The 22,186-nt window shown below is 69.3% G+C and carries 18 protein-coding genes; 13 read left to right on the top strand and 5 right to left on the bottom strand.

All coding sequences use genetic code 11. From position 1 onward, the window contains the following. Window position 1 precedes the first annotated feature (1 nt). From AB5J62_RS32255 to AB5J62_RS32240, 4 genes are all read left to right on the top strand, one after another. Window positions 2-337 carry a type VII secretion target gene (locus tag AB5J62_RS32255; protein WP_370943772.1) on the top strand — a complete coding sequence of 112 codons (336 nt, stop codon included), beginning with the start codon at window positions 2-4 and terminating at the stop codon, window positions 335-337. Window positions 338-345: 8 nt separating this feature from the next. Beyond that, window positions 346-864, top strand: a complete 519-nt coding sequence (locus AB5J62_RS32250) for a YbaB/EbfC family nucleoid-associated protein (RefSeq protein WP_370943771.1) — start codon at window positions 346-348, stop codon at window positions 862-864. A 22-nt stretch (window positions 865-886) separates the two neighbouring features. Then, a complete protein-coding gene (locus AB5J62_RS32245; protein ID WP_370943770.1) occupies window positions 887-5,830 on the top strand; it encodes an RHS repeat-associated core domain-containing protein in 4,944 nt (1,647 codons plus the stop codon). 64 nt (window positions 5,831-5,894) lie between these two features. Continuing rightward, window positions 5,895-6,200, top strand: coding sequence for a winged helix-turn-helix domain-containing protein (locus AB5J62_RS32240; protein ID WP_370943769.1), 306 nt, complete (start codon window positions 5,895-5,897; stop codon window positions 6,198-6,200). Here the strand turns inward: AB5J62_RS32240 and AB5J62_RS32235 are convergent. Further along, a complete protein-coding gene (locus tag AB5J62_RS32235; RefSeq protein WP_370943768.1) occupies window positions 6,176-6,970 on the bottom strand; it encodes an SDR family NAD(P)-dependent oxidoreductase in 795 nt (264 codons plus the stop codon). The two genes, AB5J62_RS32240 and AB5J62_RS32235, sit on opposite strands and share 25 nt — an antisense overlap. A 237-nt stretch (window positions 6,971-7,207) precedes the next feature. Between AB5J62_RS32235 and AB5J62_RS32230 the strand changes: the two genes are divergently transcribed. The 4 genes from AB5J62_RS32230 (at window position 7,208) to AB5J62_RS32215 (ending at window position 10,236) form a co-directional block, all read left to right on the top strand. Continuing rightward, window positions 7,208-7,612, top strand: a complete 405-nt coding sequence (locus AB5J62_RS32230; RefSeq protein WP_370943767.1) for an SsgA family sporulation/cell division regulator — start codon at window positions 7,208-7,210, stop codon at window positions 7,610-7,612. 46 nt (window positions 7,613-7,658) lie between these two features. After that, the gene (locus AB5J62_RS32225) at window positions 7,659-7,988 is read left to right on the top strand and encodes a hypothetical protein (protein WP_370943766.1); all 330 of its coding nucleotides are present in this window, start codon (window positions 7,659-7,661) and stop codon (window positions 7,986-7,988) included. Between the two features lie 78 nt (window positions 7,989-8,066). Next, window positions 8,067-9,008 carry a TolB family protein gene (locus AB5J62_RS32220; protein ID WP_370943765.1) on the top strand — a complete coding sequence of 314 codons (942 nt, stop codon included), beginning with the start codon at window positions 8,067-8,069 and terminating at the stop codon, window positions 9,006-9,008. Between the two features lie 604 nt (window positions 9,009-9,612). Next, the gene (locus tag AB5J62_RS32215) at window positions 9,613-10,236 is read left to right on the top strand and encodes a hypothetical protein (protein WP_370943764.1); all 624 of its coding nucleotides are present in this window, start codon (window positions 9,613-9,615) and stop codon (window positions 10,234-10,236) included. Window positions 10,237-10,277: 41 nt separating this feature from the next. Here AB5J62_RS32215 and AB5J62_RS32210 read toward each other — a convergent pair whose 3' ends face one another. Continuing rightward, the gene (locus AB5J62_RS32210) at window positions 10,278-10,979 is read right to left on the bottom strand and encodes an IclR family transcriptional regulator (protein WP_370943763.1); all 702 of its coding nucleotides are present in this window, start codon (window positions 10,977-10,979) and stop codon (window positions 10,278-10,280) included. Between the two features lie 126 nt (window positions 10,980-11,105). On the opposite strand from AB5J62_RS32210, the gene leuC reads away from it, so the two are divergent. From leuC to AB5J62_RS32190, 4 genes are all read left to right on the top strand, one after another. Further along, on the top strand, window positions 11,106-12,527 hold the full coding sequence (leuC, locus tag AB5J62_RS32205) for a 3-isopropylmalate dehydratase large subunit (protein ID WP_370943762.1): 1,422 nt from the start codon (window positions 11,106-11,108) through the stop codon (window positions 12,525-12,527). A 14-nt stretch (window positions 12,528-12,541) separates the two neighbouring features. Next, window positions 12,542-13,141, top strand: coding sequence for a 3-isopropylmalate dehydratase small subunit (gene leuD, locus AB5J62_RS32200; protein WP_370943761.1), 600 nt, complete (start codon window positions 12,542-12,544; stop codon window positions 13,139-13,141). 242 nt (window positions 13,142-13,383) lie between these two features. Then, complete coding sequence (locus tag AB5J62_RS32195) at window positions 13,384-14,046, top strand: HU family DNA-binding protein (protein ID WP_370943760.1); 663 nt, start codon at window positions 13,384-13,386, stop codon at window positions 14,044-14,046. Window positions 14,047-14,538: 492 nt separating this feature from the next. Further along, window positions 14,539-17,334, top strand: a complete 2,796-nt coding sequence (locus AB5J62_RS32190; RefSeq protein ID WP_370943759.1) for a BTAD domain-containing putative transcriptional regulator — start codon at window positions 14,539-14,541, stop codon at window positions 17,332-17,334. A gap of 140 nt (window positions 17,335-17,474) precedes the next feature. Here the strand turns inward: AB5J62_RS32190 and AB5J62_RS32185 are convergent, their stop codons facing one another. The 3 genes from AB5J62_RS32185 to cofC all read right to left on the bottom strand — a co-directional run bounded on the left by AB5J62_RS32185 (window position 17,475) and on the right by cofC (window position 21,403). After that, window positions 17,475-18,431, bottom strand: coding sequence for an NUDIX domain-containing protein (locus AB5J62_RS32185; protein ID WP_370943758.1), 957 nt, complete (start codon window positions 18,429-18,431; stop codon window positions 17,475-17,477). Beyond that, the gene (locus AB5J62_RS32180) at window positions 18,428-20,689 is read right to left on the bottom strand and encodes an RNA degradosome polyphosphate kinase (RefSeq protein WP_370943757.1); all 2,262 of its coding nucleotides are present in this window, start codon (window positions 20,687-20,689) and stop codon (window positions 18,428-18,430) included. The genes AB5J62_RS32185 and AB5J62_RS32180 overlap by 4 nt, the downstream gene beginning before the upstream one ends. 69 nt (window positions 20,690-20,758) lie before the next feature. Further along, a complete protein-coding gene (cofC, locus tag AB5J62_RS32175) occupies window positions 20,759-21,403 on the bottom strand; it encodes a 2-phospho-L-lactate guanylyltransferase (RefSeq protein WP_370943756.1) in 645 nt (214 codons plus the stop codon). 58 nt (window positions 21,404-21,461) lie between these two features. Here cofC and AB5J62_RS32170 point away from each other — a divergent pair, with 58 nt between their 5' ends. After that, the gene (locus AB5J62_RS32170) at window positions 21,462-22,181 is read left to right on the top strand and encodes a lysophospholipid acyltransferase family protein (RefSeq protein ID WP_370950398.1); all 720 of its coding nucleotides are present in this window, start codon (window positions 21,462-21,464) and stop codon (window positions 22,179-22,181) included. The last annotated feature ends 5 nt before the right edge of the window (window positions 22,182-22,186 follow it).

Raw genomic sequence — 22,186 nt, 5'->3', positions numbered from 1 at the left:
CATGGGTTTCGAAGTAATCGGTGACGACCTCGTCGCGCACGCCAGCCATCTCGACGGGCTGAGCGACCGGCTCAAGACCGTCGTCTCGGCGGCACAGACGGCGTCGATGGACGATGGCGCGTTCGGCCTGCTCTGCGCGTTCATGCCGCTGATCGTGAATCCCATGGAGGACAAGGCGCACGAGGCGCTCTCCGCCTCGGTCGAGGGCGTGCACACCGTCAGCGACAACATCCGCGCCGCCGCGAAGGCCTACGGCGAGGGCGAGGACGCCCGGTCTGCTCCCTTCACGAAGTTCTTGACCGACGCCTCCCCGAACCAGATCATCAAGCGGCGATAAGGAAAACCATGACGAACGGTCTTGGCGAGTTCATGCGCGACCCCGACGAGGCGCAGCGCAAGATGGACGAGTGGGCGCAGGGCTTCGCGGACAAGGCCGAGCGGTACCGCGCGGCGCAGGAGCGCACCGAGCAGATCCGGCTCACCGCCACCAACTCCGACGGCGCGGTGCGGGTGACGGTCGGCGCCGACGGCGGCGTGCGTGACCTGGAGTTCACCCACAAAGCGAAGTCGTACGCGCTCGACGAGCTGTCGCGGCAGATCCTCACCACCATGCGCCGCGCGCAGGGCGACATCGCGAACCGCGTCGCCGAGGTGATGACCGAGCAGCTCGGCGACGAGGACCAGCAGACCAGGTCGTTGATGCTGAACACCTTGCGCAGCCGGTTCCCCGAGCCGGAACCCGAGGTCCCGCCGGCGGCACCCACCCCGCCGCCCGCACCTCCGGCGCCGCCGAAGCCGTCCGCGGGCGGCCCGCCGCGGCGCCGCACGACGGATCCGGCAGAGGACGACAACAACCCGTGGTGACCGAAGCAGGGATGAAGCAGCTGTGAGCAACCCACTGGTCGTCGCCCCGACCGACTCCACGAAGGCGTATTCCGGCATCGTGCTGCTGGAATCGGCGTTCGATCTCAAGGACGCCATCGAAAGCGGTGACTGGGCGAGTGTCGCGCTCGGCGCCGTCGGCGCGGCACTCGACGCGCTCGGCGCTGTGCTCGACCCGTTCGGCACGATCCTCGCGGCAGGCGTCGGCTGGCTGCTCGAACACGTCGGCCCGCTGAAGCAGGCGCTCGACGCGCTCGCCGGCAACCCCGACGCGATCAAGGCGCATTCGGAGACCTGGAAGAACGTCGCCACCGAACTCGGGTCCATCAGCGACGATCTCAAGAAGATGGTCGCCGAGGACACCACGGCGTGGCACGGCGACGCGGCCGACGCCTACCGCAAGCAGGCCGCCGACGTCGAAGCGCTGCTGAAGACCACGAAGGAGGCGGCGTCCGGCGCTTCGAGCGGGGTCAAGACCGCCGGTGAGGTCGTCGCCGCCGTCCGGATGCTGGTGCGCGACATCATCGCCGAGGTCGTCGGGCACATGATCAGCTGGGCGCTGCAGGTGCTGTTCACCCTCGGCATCGGGCTGGCCTGGGTGGTGCCGCAGGTGGTCGCCGAGGTGGCGAAGACCGCCGCGAAGATCGCGAACCTGACCAAGCGGCTGGTGCAGGCGCTCAAGGCGCTCGCGCCGCTGCTCAAGAAGGCGACCGGCCTGTTCGACGACGTCGCCAAGAAGCTCAAGGAGATCAAGGGCGGCAAGCCCGGCCCGAGCGGCAAGCCGGACGACCTCCCGCCCCCGACGAAGCAACCGCCGCCGCCCAGGGGCGGCGACGGATCCACCGGGCCTCAGGGCGCGCCCAAGGATCCGCCGCCGAAAGACCAGCCGAAGGGTCCGCCGCCCAAGGGCCCCGACGAGTCCACCAGCCCGTCGGGCGCGCCGAAGGATCCGCCGCCTCCGCCGCCGGTCAAAAAGGACCCGCCACCGCCTCCGCCGCCGGTCAAGAACGACCCGCCGCCCCCGCCGCCGCCGGTCAAGCAGGACCCGCCGCCGCTGAACCGCGGCGGCAACGAGTCGACCACGCCGACGGGCACCAAGAACGATCCGGCCAAGACCAAGGACCCGGACGAGAAGCCCTGCGAGTTCGACCCGATCGACGTCGCGACCGGCGACGTCCTGCTGTCCGAGGTCGACCTCGAGGTGCCCGGCGTGCTCGGCGCGCTGATCGCCCGCGAGCACGTCTCGTCCTACCGTGACGGCCGCTGGTTCGGTCCGTCGTGGGCGTCCCTTGTGGACGAACGGCTGGTCGTCGACGCCGGCGTGGTGCGCTACCACTCGGCGGACGCGATGGTGCTGACCTTCCCGATCCCGTTGCCGGGCAAGGGTTCCATGGCCGTGTACGGTCCGCCTCGGACACTGGAGGCCGACGGCGACGGTTACCTCATCACCGACCCTGGCCGCGACCTGGTTCGGCGCTTCGCCCGCGTCACCCAGGACGAGTTCCTGCTGCGCGAAGTGCACGCAGGCAACGACGAGTCCGTGGTGCTCGACCGTGCTCCCGATGGCGCCCCGACGCTGCTTTCGCACTCCGGCGGCGCCCGGATCGCCTTCGAGACCGCGGCAGGCAGGGTGCGTTCGGTCCGCGCGCTGGCGCCGGGTGGCGACGTGCCGATCGCCCGGTACGACTACGACCAGTACGGGCATCTGTCGCTGCGCGCCAACTCGACGCCACGGCCCGCGAACTACGACCACGACGCCGAAGGCCGCCTCCGCGGCTGGACCGACCACAACGGCGCCTGGTACCGCTACGTCTACGACGAGTCCGGCCGCTGCGTGCGCACCGTCGGCGACGGCGGCTACCTCGACGGCTCGCTGAGCTACGCCGACGGCCGCACCGTCACCACGGATTCGCTGGGGCACCAGAAGGTCTTCGAGTTCGACGCCTCGGGCAACGTGGTGTCCGAAACGGACAAGCTCGGCGGCGTCACCCGCCGCGAGTGGGGCCCGCACAACCGGCTCGCGGCCCGCACCGACCAGCTCGGCAGGCGCACCGAGTTCGAGCACGACGACGCCGGGACCCTCCTCGCGGTGATCCGTCCCGACGGCAGCCGCGCGGTGGTCACCGCGTGGACCGAGACCGGGTTCGAGATCGAGGTGACCGACGGCGAACGCGTCCACACCCGTGCCTACCCCGGCTCGTTCGATCCGTACACGCGGGCGCTCGGCGTGTTCGAGGACATCTACGAGGTGCCCGCGGCGGACGGCGAGCCCGCGGTCGCGGACGTCGACCTCTTCGGCCGCCCGCGCGTGCTGCGCAGGCCCAGCGGCGAGACGACGCTCGCCTGGACCGTGGAAGGCAAGCTGCGGACGATGATCGGCGCGGACGGCGCCCGTCAGCAGTGGACCTACGACGGTGAAGGCGAGGAACGCTCGCACACCGACGCGGTGAACCGGGTCGCCACCGCCGAGCACGGCCCGTTCGGCGTGCTCACCACGACGACCGATGCCGTCGGCGGCCGCACCACGCGGCGCTTCGACACCGAGTTGCGGCTGCTCGCGGTGACCAACCCGGCCGGGCGTACCTGGGAGTTCGGCTACGACGCCGACGGCAGGCTGCTCAGCCAGTCCGACTTCGACGGCCGGGTCACCCGCTGCTCCTACGACGCCGCCGGCCAGCTCGTCCACCTGATCAACGCGGCAGGCGAACGGGTCGAGTTCCGCTATGACGTGCTGGGCAACATCCGCGAGCGGATCAGCGCGGCGGGAACCGAGACGTACCAGCACGATCCGGTCGGCAAGCTCGTGCGCGCGACGAGCCCCGACACCGAACTCGAGCTGGAGCACGACCTCGGCGGCCGCGTGGTGCGCACCACGATCGGCGGCCGCACCACGACGTTCGACTACGCGGGCGACTCCGGCACCGTGCGCCGCTCACCGTCCGGTGTGGACGTCCATTGGGGACGGACGGGCGACGGGGTCGACAACCTGACCGTCGCGGGCACCACGCTCGCGCTGCACCGCGACGCCGCAGGCCGTCAGGTCGCGGTCACCGTCGGCGTGAACCCGGTACTGCGGCAGGAATTCGACGCCGCGGGCAGGCTCGCCGCGCAGCGCACCCCCGCCGGACAGCGGCGTTACCACCGCCGTCCCGACGGCAGCGTCGTGTCCCGTGAGGACCCGGGCGGCGGCGCCAGGTACGAGTTCGACCCGGTCGGCCGGATCACCGGGGTGCAGGCGCACGGCGGCGTCGAGCGTTACGCCTACGACGTCACCGGCAACCTGATCTCGGCCTCTCCGGGACTGGCGCACCACGTGAACGACGCACAGGGCAGGCTGGTCCGGCGGACCGTCGGCGATCTGGTGTGGACGTTCAGCTGGGACGTCCAGGATCACCTCACCGGCGTGCGCACCCCGGACGGCACGCAGTGGCGCTACCGCTACGACGCGCTGGACCGCCGCGTCGCCAAGCAGCGCCTGGACGCGGCGGGCGGGATCGCCGAGCAGGTCGACTTCGCCTGGGACGGCAACACGCTGATCGAGGCGTCGCACTCGACCGGCGAGACGCTGACGTGGGTGTACCACCCCGACGACGGCAAGCCGGTCGCGCAGGCGGTCACCTCGCCGGACGGCACGACCAAGGTGTTCGTGCTGGTCACCGACGACGTCGGCACACCGGTCGAGGTCATCGCCGCGGACACCGGCGCGGTCAGCCCGCTGCGCACCAGCCTGTGGGGACTGACCGGCGACGGCGCCGTCACCCCGCTCCGGTTCCCCGGCCAGTACTTCGACGCCGAGACCGGCTTGCACTACAACGTGTTCCGGTACTACGACCCCCTCAACGCGCGGTACCTCTCGTCCGACCCACTCGGCCTCGACCCGGCGCCGAATCCGCTCACCTACGTCGCCGACCCGCTCATCGCGTGCGACCCGCTCGGCCTCACCTGGGGTGGATCCGGCTCCGACCGGCTCGCCGCGAAGTACGCGCAGCAGCAGGCCGACGCCGCGAAGAAGGCGGCACAGGCCGCGGCGGCAGCGGCGGCGGGCCCCAACCCGACCGCCGTCGCCGCGGCCCAGAAGGCCACCGGCAAGTGCGCGTCGAAGTCGAAGAACACCGGCAACCACTTCCAGCCGTACCCGCAGACGGCTCCGAAGAAGGGCTCCGGCGGCACCTCGTCGTCCGGCCCGAAGGTCCCCAAGGGCCCGAAGGACCCGGAGAGTGGCCGCTATGAGTCCCAGGGCGGTGGCCTGACCTCCGGCAAGCAGACGCTCGACGGTTCGCCGATCGGCCGCAACGCCGACTGGTCCCCGAAGGACGGCCACCTCACCGACGTGGAAGACCTGCGGGCGACGCCGCACAAGGACTACAGCCCCGAGCTGAAGGACGCGCTCAAGGACGTCTACGGCTACAAGGAGAACAAGCCCGGCGGGCCCGCCCAATGGGTCAAGGGTCACCTGCAGAACGACCACCTCGACGGTCCCGGCACGAAGGACAACATGACGCCGCTGACCCAGGACGCCAACAAGAACATGTCCAAGGGCTTCGAAGAGTACGTGAAGAAGGGCAACGACAACCTCCGGCTGATCAAGTCGGAGGTGCCCAGCGACAACAAACTGGCGCAGGTCACCGGCATCGACCCGTCCCACTACGACAAGGTCCGCCAAGACCTCAAGGATCTGAAGCTGAACTACTCGGTGGACGCGAGCACCGGTCCCGGTGGTCTCAAGTTCCCCAACTCGCCCAACGAGTTCGAACGGTCCATCCGCGACCACCTGGAGCTCAAGGCGAGCTGGCAGGGCGTCACGCCCGATGTCCAGAAGTACCTGGACTTCCGCTACAAAACCGGCTTCCTGTACGACTTCCCGCCCAACGGCCAGAAGCTGGACACACTGACGGGCGAGATGACCGACATCCCGAGCCCGCCGGGGTCCCCGATGAGCCTCACGTAGGGCTCGTGCGCGTTGCGGGCGGCTAGAACCGCCCGCAACGCGCACGACGCCTAGAGTCGGGATCATGCTGCTGCGTGTGGGTGACCTCGAGCTGGACACGTCTCGCAAGCGTGTGCGCCGCGGCGGGGTCATGCTCTACCTCGCCGCCAACGAGTTCGCGGTGCTGGAGTTGCTCGTTGTCAGGGCGGGGGAGGCGGTTTCACCCGGCGAGCTCGTCGAGCATTGCTGGGACGAACCCGCGGATGTCGCGGCGGTCGATGCCGTGATCGCGCAGCTGCGCCGCAAGCTGGGCCCGCCGATCATCATCGGCACGGTCCGCGACGCCGGCTACGTCGTCGAAGCGCCTCAGGGAAGTATCGAGTCGACGTAGCCGCCGTCGACCCGCAGCGCGCCGCCTGTGGTCGCGGACGCCTGTGGTGAGCTGAGGTAGACGACCATGTTGGCGATCTCCTCCGGCTCGATCAGCCGCTGCAGCAACGACTGCGGCCGGTGCAGGCGCATGAACTCGCGCTGCGCCTCGTCCCACGGCAGGTCCTTGTCGACGAGTTCGTAGACGAAGTCCTCGACGCCGCCGGTGTGCGTCGGGCCCGCGATGACCGCGTTGACCGTCACGCCCGTGCCCGCCGCGGCCTTGGCGAAACCGCGTGAGACGCCGAGCACCGCCGTCTTGGACACGCCGTAGTGGATCATCTCGGCCGGGATGACGACCGCGGAGTCGCTGGCGATGTACTGCACGCGGCCCCAGCCACGCGAGGTCATCCCCGGCAGATACGCGCGGGTGAGGCGGACGGCGGCGAGCACGTTGACCTCGAAGTAGCGGCGCCACTCGTCGTCGGTGATCTCCAGCGGATCCTTCGAGCCGAAGATGCCGAGGTTGTTCACCAGGATGTCGGCGCCGGGGACCGCGCCGAGCACCTGGGCGGTGCCCTCGTCGGTGGAGACGTCGCCGGGCGCCGCGATCAGCTCGGCTTCGGGGAGTTCGCCGCGCAACCGGGTGATCGCCTCGTCGACACCGGCCGCGCCGCGCCCGTTGATCGCCACTTTCGCGCCGGCGGCGGCGAGGCCTTTCGCGATCGCGGTGCCGATTCCTTGGGTCGAGCCGGTGACCAATGCCGTCTTTCCGCTGAGATCGAGTCGCATACGGGTGAACCTCCCGGAGTCGTCGCGCTGGACGTGAATCCCCGCCCAGCGTGTTCACGTTCTTGATCTTGAATCACTCTAATTTCTCACCTTCTTTAAAACTTGCAGAGTGTGCCCTATGGCACTCCGACGCTCAGCCCTTCGTGTGAATGACGTTTTCCTAAGATTCGGTCTCCGTCACCGCGTGTTATAAATCGAGAGGGGGATCTCACCGACTTACCTAGCTGGGGGATGGATATGGAGAACATGCGCGACCTGGTCGAAGCGACGATCACCTTCGGGTTCCGCACCTTCGGGGCGCGGCCGCGGCCGGTCCAGGCCGACCTCAGGTACGACCCCGCCGATCCGTACGCGGTCTTCATCGGCTTCCACACCGGCCGTGGCACGGTCCAGTGGATGTTCGGCCGCGACCTGCTGGCCGACGGCCTGCTCGCGCCGGCAGGCGAGGGCGACGTGATCGTCCGGCCCGCGACGCACCCCGCGCTCGTGCTGGTCGAGCTGAACACCCCCGGCGGTTCGGCGGTGCTCGAGGCGCCTGCCGATCAGTTGGCGGCGTTCGTCAACCGCACGTACGAGGTCGTCGCGCCCGGCGAAGAAGAGACCTGCTTCGACTTCGACATCGAACTGAGCAAGCTGGTCTGAGAATCCACAGTGGATTCTTGGCGTGACCCGCGTCACGCTTTCCCGGGTGCCACGTCCTACCGGCATGAAGGAATCGGCCGCCGCACTCGAACTCGTCGAATGGGTCTCCCATCACCTGGAGGCGCACGGTCAGCTGCTGGTGCACGGCGCCAGCCTCGAAGAGATCGTGACCAGGGCGACGGCCGCGATCCACAGCCGCCAGCCCGGTGTGGTGCGGATCCGCGTGATCCACCCCGGCTGGTGGTGCGCCACCCCGTGCCGGTGCCGTCCCGCGCTCGCCAGCTCCAATCACCCGGCGTGGCACTATCAGCAGGCCCGATCGAGTGACGACGGCGCTTGGTACGGCGCCGAAGTCCGGTTCCGCTTCGCTTCCTGAGCGCCGCGGGTGACAATCCCGGCCCACCCGGGCACATTTCCCGGGTCGCCGGGACCGCGGCGGCCACACGATGGCGTCATGCTGAAGACTCTCCTGCCGATCGCCGCGCTGCTGCTGGCCGTGCCGGGCACGGCCGCCGCCGAGACGCGCCCCGACGGCGCCGAACTCCTCTTCCGCCCCGCCGCGCCTGCCAGCGCGCAGAACGCGGCCTACTCGCCGGACGGCAAGACGGTGTTGTTCACCCAATTCCCGCGTGGCTACAACGACGGCCCCGCCGGGCTGTACACCCTCACCGCGGGCCGGGCCACGAAGCTCTTCCAGAAGGGCGACCAAAGCGCGGTCAACCTCCCCGGCTCCGCCTGGAACGGCCCGGCGAACCTCATCACCTTCTCCTACGACGAGACCGATCTCGACGAGATCTGGGTGCTCGCGCCGGGCGGCGAACCGAGACAGGTGACCAGTCACCCGGGCCCGCGTGGCTTCACCGAGCCGAGTTTCTCCCCGGACGGCGCGTGGATCGTCTTCCAGGAGAACCTGAACCAGAGCGGCCCCGGCGCGCTCGGCAGCATCTGGAAGGTCCGCGCCAACGGCACCGGCCTCACCCGCCTCGTCGACGGGCCGTCAGGCCACACCGACAACCGCGAGCCCAACTGGTCACCGCGCGGCGACCGGATCGTGTTCCAGTCACGCAAGGACGGCACCGACAAGTGGAGCCTCAAGACCGTCACCCCCGACGGCACGGTCGCCGACCTGACGCAGCCGGTCGGCGAGGACACCGACGCCGGCTGGTCACCCGACGGCACCCGCGTGGTCTTCTCGTCGGACCGCGCGGGATCGGCGCGCTCACAGGTGTTCGTGATCGGCGCGGGCGGCGGCCAGCCGGTGCGCGTCACCAACGCGGGCAGCTGGTACAACGGCGCACCGAGCTGGTCACCGGACGGTCAGTGGATCGCCTTCGAGTCGACCAAGGACCCCGGCGAGTCCGCCACCTCGCTCTGGCGCATCCCCGTCCCGCGCTGACCACCCCGCGATAAAGCAGGCTTAACCCCCGGGGATAAAGCCCGCGAAACTCCCCGGAGTAAAGCCCGCTTTATCCCGCCCCCGCGAACGCAATCGAGCCGCCTCGCCCACCCAACCAGCCGCCCCACGTACCCGCCGAGCCGCCCCACGTACCCAGGGAGTCGGCACGTGTACTTGGAGGGTCGGCACACGTACCCAGGGAGTCGGCACGCGTGCATGGAGGGTCGGCACGCGTACCCAGACGGACGGCACGCGTACCTGGATGGACGGCACGCGTGCACAGCCGGACGACACGCGACGGCGAGACAAACCCCGAGCATCGGGCGCGTCGTCCATCCATGCGCACGCGTCGTCCATCCAGGTACGCGTGCCGACTCCCTGGGTACGCGAGGCGACCCTCCAGGTACGCGAGGCGACTCCTCGGGTGCGCGGGGAGCGGGATAAAGCCCGCGAAACTTCGCGGAGTAAAGCGGGCTTTATCCCGTCGGGCGGGGTGGAGGCGTGTCCAGAGTGGACAGATGCGGGGGTGCCGCGGCCGGGGCTGGGTGGCCGGGATGCGAATCGGTGGTTGCCCGGCGGGGCCGTCGACCCCTTGGATGGGCTGGTGAACTTCGCCATCGGTGTCTTCGACCTGTTTACCTACACCATCCCCGGTGCGCTGTACCTGGCCCTGTTCGGCTACGTCGGCGCCAGGTTCGGCTGGATCGACCCGGCCGCCGTCGGGCGGGCACCCGTTGTGCTGCTGGTGATCGCGCTCGTGCTCGTCACCCAGCTGCTGGGCTACCTCGGTTATCCGCTGGGCGCGGCCATCAACCGGCTGGTCACCCGCCGCCGCGACCGCCGTCCCCGCCAGGAGTTCCTGCGCCGGAACCCCGAAGCCCGCGACCGCGCCTACGTCGAGGCCGACCCGCACCTGCTGCTCTCGGTGATCCAGCTGCACGACAAGGACGTCGCGGTGGAGGTGAGCAGGCTGCGTGCCACCGGCCTGATGCTGCGGAACTCGGCGCCGCCGCTGCTGCTGGGCGCGCTCGTCGCGGTCGTGGAGATCTTCACCGGCTCGAAACCGGCGCTGGCCGCGGTTTCGCTGCTGCTGTTCGCTGTGGGATCGGTCTCACTCGTGGCGCAGGGCCGGAAGATGGGCCACTGGGCGTCGATCAAAACCCTCGAACTGTGCTTCTGGATCCCCGACATCGACGAGCGGCTCGCGCGAAGCGAAGAGGAGTCGTGAGCGTTGCGGGCGGTTCTAACCGCCCGCAACGCTCACGAGTACTAGAGCCGCTCTTGGAGCGCGTCGGCGGCGGCGAGCAGGTCCGCCGCCCAGCGCGCGCCCGGTTTGCGGCCGATCCGTTCGATGGGACCGGAAACCGAGACCGCCGCCACGACGGTGCCCGAGGAATCCCTTACCGGCGCTGAGACCGACGCCACACCGGGCTCGCGCTCGGCGACACTCTGCGCCCAGCCGCGACGCCGGACCTCGAGCAGCGTGCGCTCGCCGTAGACGGCGTCGTTGAGGATTGTTCGCTGTGTGTGCGGATCCGACCACGCGGCGAGTACCTTCGCGCCCGAACCGGCCGTCATCGGGAGCCTGGAACCGATCGGCACGGTGTCGCGAAGACCACTCGGCGGCTCTGCCGTCGAAACGCAGACGCGCTGCACGCCGTCGCGGCGGTACAGCTGGACGCTTTCGCCCGTGATGTCCCGGAGTTTGGGCAGCACCGAACCCGCCGCGTCGAGCAGCGGGTCCGTCGATCCGCCCGCCAGCTCGGAAAGCGCGGTGCCCGGCCGCCATCTCCCGTCGGGGCCGCGGCGCAGCAGTCGATGCACCTCCAGGCCCACCGCGAGCCGGTGCGCCGTGGCACGGGGCAGACCCGTCCGCGTGCACAGTTCCGCCAGGCCGCACGGATCCTCAGCCACCGCCTGGAGAACGGCCACTGCCTTGTCCAGTACTCCGATACCGCTATGCTGTCCCACGACGCGATACTATCTTCCCGAAGTTTGGGAAGTCCAGATGCTGGGAAAAACGGACTCCCGCGCGGCTGAGGCAAGAGACAGGCCCCCTGAGTTCCACCCGGCCCACCCTCATTGGGAGGAGCCCTGATGACCGAGTCCACCACCACACAGGGCCGCACGTTGGCGGAAAAAGTGTGGGATTCGCACCTCGTGCGCAAAGGCGAAGGTGCCGAACCGGACCTGATCTACATCGATCTGCACCTGCTGCACGAAGTCACCAGCCCGCAGGCGTTCGACGGGCTGCGTCTCGCCGGGCGGAAGCTGCGGCGTGCCGACCTCACGATCGCCACCGAGGACCACAACGTCCCGACGATCGACATCGAACTTCCCATCGCCGACCCGGTTTCGCGCACCCAGGTCGACACCCTTCGCCGCAACTGCAAGGAGTTCGGCGTCCGGCTGCACCCGATGGGCGACCTCGAGCAGGGCATCGTGCACGTCATCGGCCCGCAGCTCGGCCTGACCCAGCCGGGGATGACCGTGGTGTGCGGTGACTCCCACACCTCCACGCACGGCGCGTTCGGCGCGATGGCGTTCGGCATCGGCACCTCCGAGGTCGAGCACGTGATGGCCACCCAGACGCTGCCGCTCCGTCCATTCAAGACGATGGCGATCAACGTCGAGGGCTCGCTGCGCCCCGGCGTGACGGCGAAGGACATCATCCTGGCGGTCATCGCCAAGATCGGCACCGGCGGCGGACAGGGCTACGTCCTGGAGTACCGCGGCGAGGCCATCGAGAACCTGTCGATGGAAGCCCGGATGACCGTCTGCAACATGTCGATCGAGGCGGGCGCGCGCGCCGGGCTCATCGCGCCGGACGACGTTACCTTCGAGTACCTCAAGGATCGGGCGCACGCGCCGAAGGGCGCCGACTGGGACGCCGCCGTCGAGAACTGGCGTGAGCTGCGCACCGACGACGACGCCGTTTTCGACGCACAGGTTGATCTTGACGCCAACGAGCTGACCCCGTTCGTCACCTGGGGAACCAACCCTGGCCAGGGACTTCCGCTCTCGGCCAGCGTTCCGGACCCCGAGCGGATCGTCGACGAGAACGAGCGGATCGCGGCCGAGAAGGCGCTGTCCTATATGGACCTGAAGGCGGGCACGCCGCTGCGTGAGATCGCCGTGGACACGGTCTTCCTCGGCTCCTGCACCAACGGCCGGATCGAGGACCTGCGCGCCGCCGCGGCCGTCCTGCAGGGCCACAAGGTGGCCTCTTCGGTGCGGATGCTCGTCGTGCCGGGCTCGATGCGCGTCCGCCAGGCGGCGGAAGCCGAAGGGCTCGACAAGGTCTTCTCCGACGCGGGCGCCGAGTGGCGCCAGGCAGGCTGCTCGATGTGCCTCGGGATGAACCCCGATCAGCTCAAGCCCGGCGAGCGCAGCGCCTCGACCTCCAACCGCAACTTCGAGGGCAGGCAGGGCAAGGGCGGCCGGACGCACCTCGTCTCGCCGCTCGTGGCGGCCGCCACGGCCATCCGCGGCACGCTGTCCTCGCCCGACGACCTGTAGAAAGGCACCGATCCATGGAACCGTTCACCACCCACACGGGCGTCGGTGTCCCGCTGCGCCGGTCCAACGTGGACACTGACCAGATCATCCCGGCCGTCTACCTCAAGCGGGTCAGCCGCACGGGTTTCGAGGACGGCCTGTTCGCCGCTTGGCGCTCTGACGAGGACTTCATCCTCAACCACGAGCCGTTCAAGAGCGGCAGCGTGCTGGTCGCCGGACCGGACTTCGGCACCGGATCCTCGCGGGAGCACGCCGTCTGGGCGCTCATGAACTACGGCTTCCGGGTCGTGATCTCCTCACGGTTCGCCGACATCTTCCGTGGGAACTCGGGCAAGCAGGGCCTGCTGGCCGCCGAAGTGGCGCAGCAGGACGTCGAACTCCTGTGGAAGATCCTCGAGAACGAGCCCGGCACGGAGGTCTCGGTGGACCTCCAGGCGAAGACCGTGCGGGCCAAGGACTTCACCGCGCCCTTCCAGATCGACGACTACACCCGCTGGCGGCTCCTCGAAGGGCTCGACGACATCGCCCTGACGCTCCGACACGCCGCGGAGATCGACAAGTTCGAGGCCGCTCGGCCCTCCTGGAAGCCTCTGACCACGGCAATCGAGGCCTGACGGGGCAGGGATTCCCTGCTCAGCAAGGGAATCCCGCCCCCTCTCCAGACCCCTTTGGAACCCCCGAAAACCCGCCAAACGGCACTCCTGAGGCCCCCGAGAGGGTCCCTCAAGAGGCGGAACCCACCCCAAATAAGGGAAAATTTCCGCGTGCCGTTTGGAATTTGTGCTGCATTGGTAATACCGTGTGCGCTAAGTCGGCCATCGGGGCCGTGAGAAGTAGTTCCGCTTGGAGGACTGGAATGGCCAACAAGGCCCAGCTGATCGAGGCGCTTTCGGAGCGTCTGGGCGACAAGAAGGTTGCTTCTGAGGCTGTCGACGGTCTTGTCGACATCATCATCCGCACGGTCAACAAGGGCGAGAAGGTGAACATCACCGGCTTCGGTGTGTTCGAGAAGCGCGCCCGCGCTGCCCGTACCGCCCGGAACCCGCGTACCGGTGAGACCGTCCGCGTGAAGAAGACCAACGTGCCCGCCTTCCGCGCCGGCACGACCTTCAAGGACGTGGTGAGCGGCACCAAGAAGCTGCCGAAGGCCACCGTCGTCAAGCGCGCCACCGCGTCCACCACGACGCGCGCCGCCGCCACCACGCGGACCACCGCTGCCAAGGCGACCGCCAGCCGCCCGACCGCGACCCGCAGCACCACCACCCGCACCACCCGCGCCGCCGCGGCCGCCCCCAAGGCTGCCACCACGCGCACTCGCGCCACCGCCACGAAGACGGCTGCCGCGAAGCCCGCCGCCAAGGCCACCGCCGCCAAGGCCGCGCCGAAGGCCGCCGCGAAGCCGGCCGCCAAGGCCACCGCCGCGAAGAAGCCGGCCGCCACCAAGGCCGCTCCGAAGGCGGCGACCACGGCCCGCAAGGCCCCGGCGAAGAAGACCACCGCCGCGGCCAAGAAGAAGTAACGACAAAGAAGTAAGGCTCTGCAACTAACCAGAGCGAACTTCTTCGGTAGGGCCCCACGCCACGTGGGGCCCTACCGTTCGTTTCGGGGTACCTCGCTGCTCTCCGGGCTCCGGCCTCCTCGCTTGCTTGGCCTGTATGAAGGCTCCCTTCATACGGCTGGGCTTGTATGAGGGGAGCCTTCATCCAAGGTGGGTGGATGAAGGGAGCCCTCATACAGCGGGGCTTGTATGAAGGGAGCCTTCATCCAGCACGGGTGGATGAAGGGAGCCTTCATACAGCAAGACCTGTATGAGGGGAGCCTTCATACAGGCCAAAGCCGAGCAAGGCCGAGCAGAGCCGAGCCCGGCCGCCCCGCACCCAAACCGCCCCAGCCCCGCCCGACGCTGAAAGGGCTTTGCCCCTCAGTGGGCTGTCTTCGCAGTGGCATCGGGGGCATTGCCCTACTGTTCGTTTCGGGACGCCCGGCACGACTATGGTGGAGCGGATCCACAGTGAGAGGAGGAGCGAGCACCATCGACATCCGGCTTCTAGGCCCGTTCTCAGTGAGCGTCGGCGGCAGGTCTCTTCCACTCACGAGCAGCAGGCAGCGTGCGCTGCTGGGCACACTGGCACTTTCCGCGGGCCGCCTGGTTTCGATCGACGCGCTCGCGCGGGCGGTCTGGGGTGAGGAACCGCCCGAACGCATTCGCGGCAGCCTGCAGACGTATGTGATGCGGCTGCGCAAGCATCTGGGGGACGAGGCCGTCGTCACCGAGCAGGACGGCTACCGGCTCGACATCGATCCGTCCGTCGTGGACGCGCTGCGCTTCCTGCGGCTGCTGGACTCCGCCGCCGAACAGGGTGACGCCGGCAAGGAACGCGTGCTGCTGGGCGAGGCGCTGCAGCTGTGGGCGGGTAGTCCGTTGGAGGGCGTCGGGTCCGCGGTGCTCGTCGAGGACTGGGCGCCGCTGCTCACTGAGCGGTATCTGTTCGCGGTCGAACGGCGGATCGACCTGGATGCCGATGTGGCACCGGATTCCGACCTGGCAGCCGAGCTGACCGATCTGGTCGCGCAGCATCCGCTGCGGGAGTCGTTGTGGGAACGGCTGGTCCGGGTGCTCGCCCGCTCCGGCCGCCGCGCCGAGGCGCTGGCCCGGTACGCCAAGCTTCGTGAGCTGCTCGCCGACGAGCTGGGTGTGGAGCCCGGCGCCCGGTTGCGGCGCCTGCACGGGGAACTGCTCAGCACGGACGCCGAACCCGTGGCCGCGCCGCCGGTCGCCGAGGTGCCGCGTCAGCTTCCGTTCGACGTCGCGAGTTTCACCGGGCGCGACGCCGAACTCGCCCAGCTCGACCGGTTCCTGGCGGACCGGCGGGGCCGGTCGACCGCGATCGCGGTGATCGAGGGGACCGCCGGGGTCGGCAAGACCTCGCTCGCCGTGCACTGGGCGCACCTGGTGCGCGACCAGTTCCCGGACGGGCAGCTGTTCCTCGACCTGCGCGGGCATTCCGCGGCGACCCCGATGACGCCGGACGCCGCGCTCGCCAGGATCCTGCGCGCGGTCGGGGTGGCCGCCGAGACCATTCCCTCCACAGTGGAGGAACGCTCGGCGATGCTGCGCAGCCGGATGGCCGAGGCCAGGATGCTGATGCTGCTGGACAACGCCCACGACGCCAACCAGGTTCGCCCGCTGCTGCCCGGATCCGGCAACCTGGTGGTCGTGACCAGCCGGAACCAGTTGCGGGGCCTGGTCGCGCGTGAGGGCGCGCACCGCCTGCCGCTGCGGTCCTTCGACACCGCGGACGCGACGGCGTTGCTCGCCGGAAGTGTCGGCTACGAGCGGCTGCAGGCGGAGCCGGACGCCGTCGCGGAACTCGCGGAACTGTGCGGCCGCCTGCCGCTCGCGCTCGCGCTGGCCGGCGAACGGGCGTCCCGGTTCTCGGAGCTGTCGATCGCCGGGATCGTCGACGAGCTCAGGGATCAGCGGGTGCGGCTCGACACCCTGCGCGACCCGCAGGACGCGGGCACGGACCTGCGTGCGGCCTTCTCATGGTCCTACAACGCTTTGCGCCCGGCGGCCGCGAAGATGTTCCGGCTCCTGGGACTGCATCCCGCGATGGACATCGGCCTGCCCGCCGCGGCCGTGCTCAACGGCAGTTCCGTGCGCGAGGCGCGCGAGCTGCTCGACCAGCTCGCCTCGGCGCACCTGATCAACCAGCCGCGCACCGATCGGTACCAGTTCCACGACCTGCTCCGGGTCTACGCCGCGGAACTGTCCGAGCAGGAGGACGACGCGACCGAGTCCGAGGTCGCGATGCGGCGGCTGCTCGACTGGTACCTGTGCGCGCTCGCCGAGGCGAACCAGCTGGTGCGCCCCGATCTGGTCGCCGACGGCGTGATCCTGCCGGTGCCGGACGGGCCGAAGATGAGTTTCTCCGACCACGCCGAGACCATCGACTGGTATCTCACGGAACGGCCGACGCTGGTCGCGCTGGTTTCCGAGGCGGCGCAACGCGGCTGGTCGGCGTCGGCGTGGAAGCTCGCCTGGCTGCTGCGCGGGCTTTTCGCCGAGCGCCATGACATCGATGACTGGATCGGCTCCGCGGAGGTGGCGGTCCGCTCGGTCCGCGAGGCGGGTGACCTGCTGGCGTTGCAGTACGCGGCCAACAACCTCGGCTCCGCGTATCTGCGCGCCGCGCGCACCGAAGCCGGGCTGGAAGCGCTGGAGGAGGGCAGGAAAGCGGCGGCGGACAGCGGCGGAAGCGTGGTCACCGCGGCGATCCTGAGCAACCTGGCAGGCGCTTACTACCAGCGCAAGGAATACGAGAAGGCGTATCGGTACGGCACCGAGGCGGTGGCGATCGCGCGCGAGCGCGGGCAGAAGACCTACGTCGCGCACGCGCTGCTCAACATCAGCGCCAACTGCATCGGGCTGGAAAGGTTCGAAGAGGCGGGCGAACACGCTCGCGGCGCTTTCGAGGCCTTCGATTCGCTCAGCGACCGCTATCACGCGGCCCTTTCGCTCGGGAATGTCGGCGAAGCGCTGGCGGGCGCGGGCCGATACGACGAAGCCCTTGAGACATGCGAGCGCGCGTTGTCACTCTTGCGGGAACTCGACGGCGGTGGCGGCGGCGCCGACTACGGCACGATCGACATTCTCATCACGTTCGGCCGGATACTGGTCCAGACCGGTGAGCCTGCGAAGGGCACCGGGAAATGGGCCGAGGCGCTGGCGGTGTGCCAGCGCCTCGGCGACCCCCGGACGGAAGATCTTCTGGCGCTGTTGGCCTCGTTGCCACCAGCGGTCTGACCGCGGAGGGAGATGCGCCGCACCCCTAGACCGGCGCATCTCACCTCTACGCGTTGACCGGTCTAGTACAGCAGCGATCGCTGTCAGTGCGCTGTCAGCGGCCTGACACTTGAGCTGGTTTTAAGGTTCTTGATCCCGACTTAAGGTTTTCCGGCCCCGGATGGGTCAGGCGTCGGCAGCGGACTGGGGAAATAGTCGGCCGAAACGAGCTTAGGGCCGTTGCTGCCCGAAGGCGCGCTGAACGACAGGATCCACAGCGAGCCCTTCTTGCTCGGCACGACGCCGCCGCGCGCGGCCGCCAGTTCGACGCCATCGGAGTCGGCCAGCGCGCTGACCACGTCCGGGATCACCCCGCCCTGGCTCGACACCAGCGGTGTTCCGCCGTCGCCCGCGATCGCGAGCAGCCGGGCGACGCCGAGCACGGGATCGGGCCAGTAGCCCTCTTCCGAGAGCAGCACCTCGTGCCGGATGTCGAGTGCCAGGTCTTCGGCGACACCCTGGACAGTCTGTACACACCGCAGCCTCGGCGCGGCCAGCACGCGGTCGACACCGAACAGCGGCGCCAGCTTGCGCAGTCCTTCGGCCTGCCGGAACCCGGCGTCGGCCAGCGGGCGCAGGTCGTCGTCGCCGCGCCATTCGCTGCGCTTGCCCGCTTTCGCGTGCCGCACGAACAGCATCGTGGTGAGCCGGGCTTGAGCCGAAGCGAACGCCTTGAGGATGTCGACGTCGGCAGGCCTGGTGAGGATGTCCTCCGCGTCGGCCAGGTTCAGCCAGCGCAGCTCGTCGACCTCTTCGTTGGGCTCGAATCCGCCTTCGACGGCCTCGGCCGCGAAGTAGTCGACCGTCTTCGGCACCGGCCTGCCCTTGACGGGCACCGGATAGGAGATCTGCCCGAGATACCGGCCGAGCACCGCGCGGAACCCGGTCTCCTCGGCGATCTCACGGACCGCGGCGTCGGCGATCGTCTCGCCGGGGTCGAGCTTGCCCTTCGGCAGCGACCAGTCGTCGTAGCGGGGCCGGTGCACGACCGCGAGCGCCGGCTCACCGCCGGTGTCGCGCCACAGCACGGCACCGGCGGCTCTGATCAGGGCGGTCATCCAGCCGCACCGTGCTTCTTCGCGAGTTCCGTCTGGTGGTCGCGCACCTGCGCGACGTCGGTCGGGAACGGGGTCCATTCGCCGGTGGAGCCGAGCACCCAGCAGCGGGTCGACGGCGCGAGCGCGGACTCGAACATGTCGTCCAGCTGCCCGGTCAGCTTCGGATCCTTCACCCGCACCAGCGCTTCGATCCGGCGGTCGAGGTTGCGGTGCATCATGTCCGCGCTGCCGATCCAGTGCGTGCCACCGGCCCGGAAGTGGAACACCCGCGAGTGCTCGAGGAACCGGCCGAGGATCGAGCGCACCCTGATGTTCTCGCTGAGCCCCTCGACACCCGGCTTCAGCGCGCAGATCCCGCGCACCACCACGTCGACGGGCACGCCTGCCTGCGAAGCGTGGTACAGCGCGTCGATCACCTGCTCGTCGACGAGCGAGTTGCACTTGAGCCGGATTCCGGCCTGCTGCCCGGCGCGGGCGAGCTCGATCTCCTCGCCGATGCTGCGGACGATGCCGCGGCGGATGCCGTGCGGCGAGGTGAGGATGTTGCGGTAGGTGTCCTGGCGCGAATACCCGGTCAGCACGTTGAACAGGTCGGTCAGGTCGGCGCCGATCGTCGGGTCCGCGGTCAGCAGGCCCAGGTCTTCGTACAGGCGCGCGGTCTTCGGGTTGTAGTTGCCGGTGCCGATGTGGCAGTAGCGGCGCAGCGTCGAGCCTTCCTGGCGGATGACCATCGACACCTTGCAGTGCGTCTTCAGCCCGACGAGGCCGTAGACCACGTGCACGCCCGCGCGCTCCAGCGTGCGCGCCCAGGTGATGTTGGCCTGCTCGTCGAATCGCGCCTTGATCTCGACCAGCGCCACGACCTGCTTGCCCGCCTCGGCGGCGTCGATCAGCGCGTCGACGATCGGGGAGTCACCCGAGGTGCGGTAGAGCGTCTGCTTGATCGCGAGGACCTTGGGGTCGGCCGCGGCCTGCTCGATGAACCGCTGCACGCTGGTGGAGAAGGAGTCGTATGGGTGGTGCACGAGCACATCGCCCTCGCGCAGCGTCGCGAAGACGCTCTTCGGCGTCTCGCGCTCGCCGAACGCCGGATGCGTCGCTGGCACGAACGGCGGGTCCTTGAGTTCCTTACGGTCCACTCCGGACAGTTGGAACAGGCAGGTCAGGTCGATCAGGCCGGGCACTTCGACCACGTCGCGCGGGTCGACCTCCAGCTCGCGCAGCAGCAGCTCGAGCATGTGCTCGCTCATGTCGGAGGTGACTTCCAGCCGGACCGGCGGGCCGAACCGGCGCTGCGCCAGCTCACGTTCGAGCGCCTGCAGCAGGTCCTCGTCGCGATCCTCTTCGACCTCGAAGTCGGCGTTGCGGGTGACCCGGAACACGTGGTGCTCCGTCACCTCCATGCCGGTGAACAACTCGCCGAGGTGCGCGGCGATCAGCTCTTCGAGCGGGAGGAAGGTGGCCGTGCGGTTCTCGCGCTGCTGCTCGATGCGGACCAGGCGCGGCACGTTGTTCGGCACCTTGACGCGGGCGAACCGCTCGGTGCCGCCCTCGGGATCGCGCACGGTGACCGCGAGGTTGAGCGACAGGCCGGAGATATAGGGGAACGGGTGCGCCGGGTCCACCGCCAACGGGGTGAGCACCGGGAAGATCTGCTCACTGAACAGGTTCGACAGCCGGAGCTGGTCGGCACCGTCCAAATCGGACCAGCCGACGATGCGGATGTCCTGTTCCGCCAGCTGGGGGCGCAGATGCTGCTCGAAGGCGCCCGCCTGCCGCTCCACCAGGTCCTGGTTGCGCTTGGCGATGTAGGCCAGCTGCTCGCGCGGGGTGAGCCCGTCCGCGCTGCGCACCGAGAGGCCGGTTTCGTCACGGCGTTTCAGCCCGGCGACCCGCACCATGTAGAACTCGTCCAAATTGGACGCGAAGATGGCCAGGAACTTGGCGCGCTCCAGCAGCGCCTGCGACTCGTCCTCGGCCAGCGCCAGCACGCGCGCGTTGAAGTCCTGCCACGAGAGTTCCCGGTTGAAGTACCGGTCATCGGGCAGTGTCTCCACGGTCGCGCCCGCGGTCGGCGTCACCGCGGGGGGAGCCGACGGGACCGCGTGGAACTGCTGGGGCCTGCTGGCCGCGCCACCGCGGGTCGCGCGGGGTTTCGCCGTCGGCTGGCGCTTGGTCGTGGCGGTCTTCGCCGCGGGGGGTTTGGCCTTACGGCGGGTCACCGGTGTCGATCCGTCGTCGTTGCTCACGGGGCCCATTGTTCACCACTTCGCGCCCGAATGCGCATACCGTCTTCGACGGTCGGGTGAACTTCTGAATCGTGTCTTTCAGGACAACGAACAATGGCGATCCAAGATCGCCTTGGTGTGTTCCCCGACACCCAGCCGCCTGGCCTCGAGCAGGTCGTCCGCGGTGTCCACGTCACTGCGCAGCGACAGCGCCGCGGCGAGCGTGCGCGCCCCCGAATTCGCGTGCCTGCCTGCGGATCCGACGCCGAACAGCGGATCGAGCGGCAGGCCCGGCGGCGAGAGCAGGAACGTCGTCCCGGTGCCTTGGCGGTCGGGGGAGAAGGCACGCCGCCCGTCCGCTTCCGCGATCGCCGCGCCGAGGTCGACCGCGCGCAATGCGGGCAGGTCGGCCTGGAGTGCGCCGACAATCACAGTGGGATCGTCACGGCGGAGCACTGATTCGCCATATTGATAAGCCGCGTTGAGGCCGCCCGCGCCACGCTCGGCGACAATTTCCACACTGAGTGTTTTGACCGATTCGATCGCTTCCGGATCCGCCGCGACGACCAGCACCCGCCTGATCCCCGGCGCCGCGGTGGCCGCCGTGAGTGTGTCGAGCGCCAGCGCCAGCACCAGTTCCGCGTGATGGACGTCGTCACCCGGCGACGTCAGCGCGCCGCGCAGCCGCGACTTGCCGTCGCGGGGCGGTTTCAACGGGACGACCAGGTCCACCGTGCGTGCCACCCCACCATCTTTACCGAATACGGAGCGCGTGGTGCAGGATCCTCACCAGTGCTCGCACATGAATCTACGAGGAGGAGCCTTGGCTCGGCGTGAGAAGGGCGGCTTCTGGGTGGGGCTGGCCGCCGCACTGTTCTATCCGGCGACCGCTTTGGTGGCGAAGCGGGTCTACCTCGACGCGGAGAAGATCCCGCGCGAGGGACCGGCGCTGCTGGTGATGAACCACGTCTCGCACCTGGACCCGGTCGTCGACGCCGTGTTCGTGCACCGGTGCAAGCGGGTGCCGCGCTTCCTGGGCAAGGAGAGCCTCACCCGGATGCCGATCTTCGGCAAGATCTTCACCGGCTCCGGGCAGATCCCCGTCTCGCGTGGCTCGGCCGCGGCCGGTGACAGCCTCAAGGCGGCCCACCAGGCACTGCGCGACGGCAAGCTGGTGGTCGTCTACCCGGAGGGCACGATCACCAAGCGCGAGGACGGCTGGCTCGACAAGCCGTTCACCGGCGCGGCCAGGATGGCGCTGGAGAACGACATCCCGGTGATCCCGGTCGCCAGGTGGGGCACCAACCACGTGTTCAACGGGTACACGAAGAAGTTCACCCCGTTCCCGCGCAAGACCATCACGCATCTGGTCGGCGACCCGATCGACCTGTCGGCCTATCGTGGTGGCCGCACCCGGAGCGCGACGCTGCTGCGCGAGGTCACCGGGCTGATCATGGACGACATCACCAAGCTGCTGGCCGAAGTACGCCAGGAGCAGCCGCCCGCGAAGGACGAGGACTGACAAAG

It is taken from the genome of Amycolatopsis sp. cg5, assembly GCF_041346955.1.
GTDB lineage: Bacteria > Actinomycetota > Actinomycetes > Mycobacteriales > Pseudonocardiaceae > Amycolatopsis.
This window is presented reverse-complemented; position numbering and strand designations above follow the sequence as displayed.

Excerpts from the sequence above, each read along its gene's own strand:
- AB5J62_RS32255 (WP_370943772.1), top strand. The coding sequence starts at position 2 with ATGGGTTTCGAAGTAATCGGTGACGACCTCGTCGCGCACGCCAGCCAT.
- AB5J62_RS32250 (WP_370943771.1), top strand. The coding sequence starts at position 346 with ATGACGAACGGTCTTGGCGAGTTCATGCGCGACCCCGACGAGGCGCAG.
- AB5J62_RS32240 (WP_370943769.1), top strand. The coding sequence starts at position 5,895 with ATGCTGCTGCGTGTGGGTGACCTCGAGCTGGACACGTCTCGCAAGCGT.
- AB5J62_RS32235 (WP_370943768.1), bottom strand. The coding sequence starts at position 6,970 with ATGCGACTCGATCTCAGCGGAAAGACGGCATTGGTCACCGGCTCGACC.
- AB5J62_RS32230 (WP_370943767.1), top strand. The coding sequence starts at position 7,208 with ATGGAGAACATGCGCGACCTGGTCGAAGCGACGATCACCTTCGGGTTC.
- AB5J62_RS32220 (WP_370943765.1), top strand. The coding sequence starts at position 8,067 with ATGCTGAAGACTCTCCTGCCGATCGCCGCGCTGCTGCTGGCCGTGCCG.
- leuC (WP_370943762.1), top strand. The coding sequence starts at position 11,106 with ATGACCGAGTCCACCACCACACAGGGCCGCACGTTGGCGGAAAAAGTG.
- leuD (WP_370943761.1), top strand. The coding sequence starts at position 12,542 with ATGGAACCGTTCACCACCCACACGGGCGTCGGTGTCCCGCTGCGCCGG.
- AB5J62_RS32195 (WP_370943760.1), top strand. The coding sequence starts at position 13,384 with ATGGCCAACAAGGCCCAGCTGATCGAGGCGCTTTCGGAGCGTCTGGGC.
- AB5J62_RS32185 (WP_370943758.1), bottom strand. The coding sequence starts at position 18,431 with ATGACCGCCCTGATCAGAGCCGCCGGTGCCGTGCTGTGGCGCGACACC.
- AB5J62_RS32180 (WP_370943757.1), bottom strand. The coding sequence starts at position 20,689 with ATGGGCCCCGTGAGCAACGACGACGGATCGACACCGGTGACCCGCCGT.
- AB5J62_RS32170 (WP_370950398.1), top strand. The coding sequence starts at position 21,462 with ATGAATCTACGAGGAGGAGCCTTGGCTCGGCGTGAGAAGGGCGGCTTC.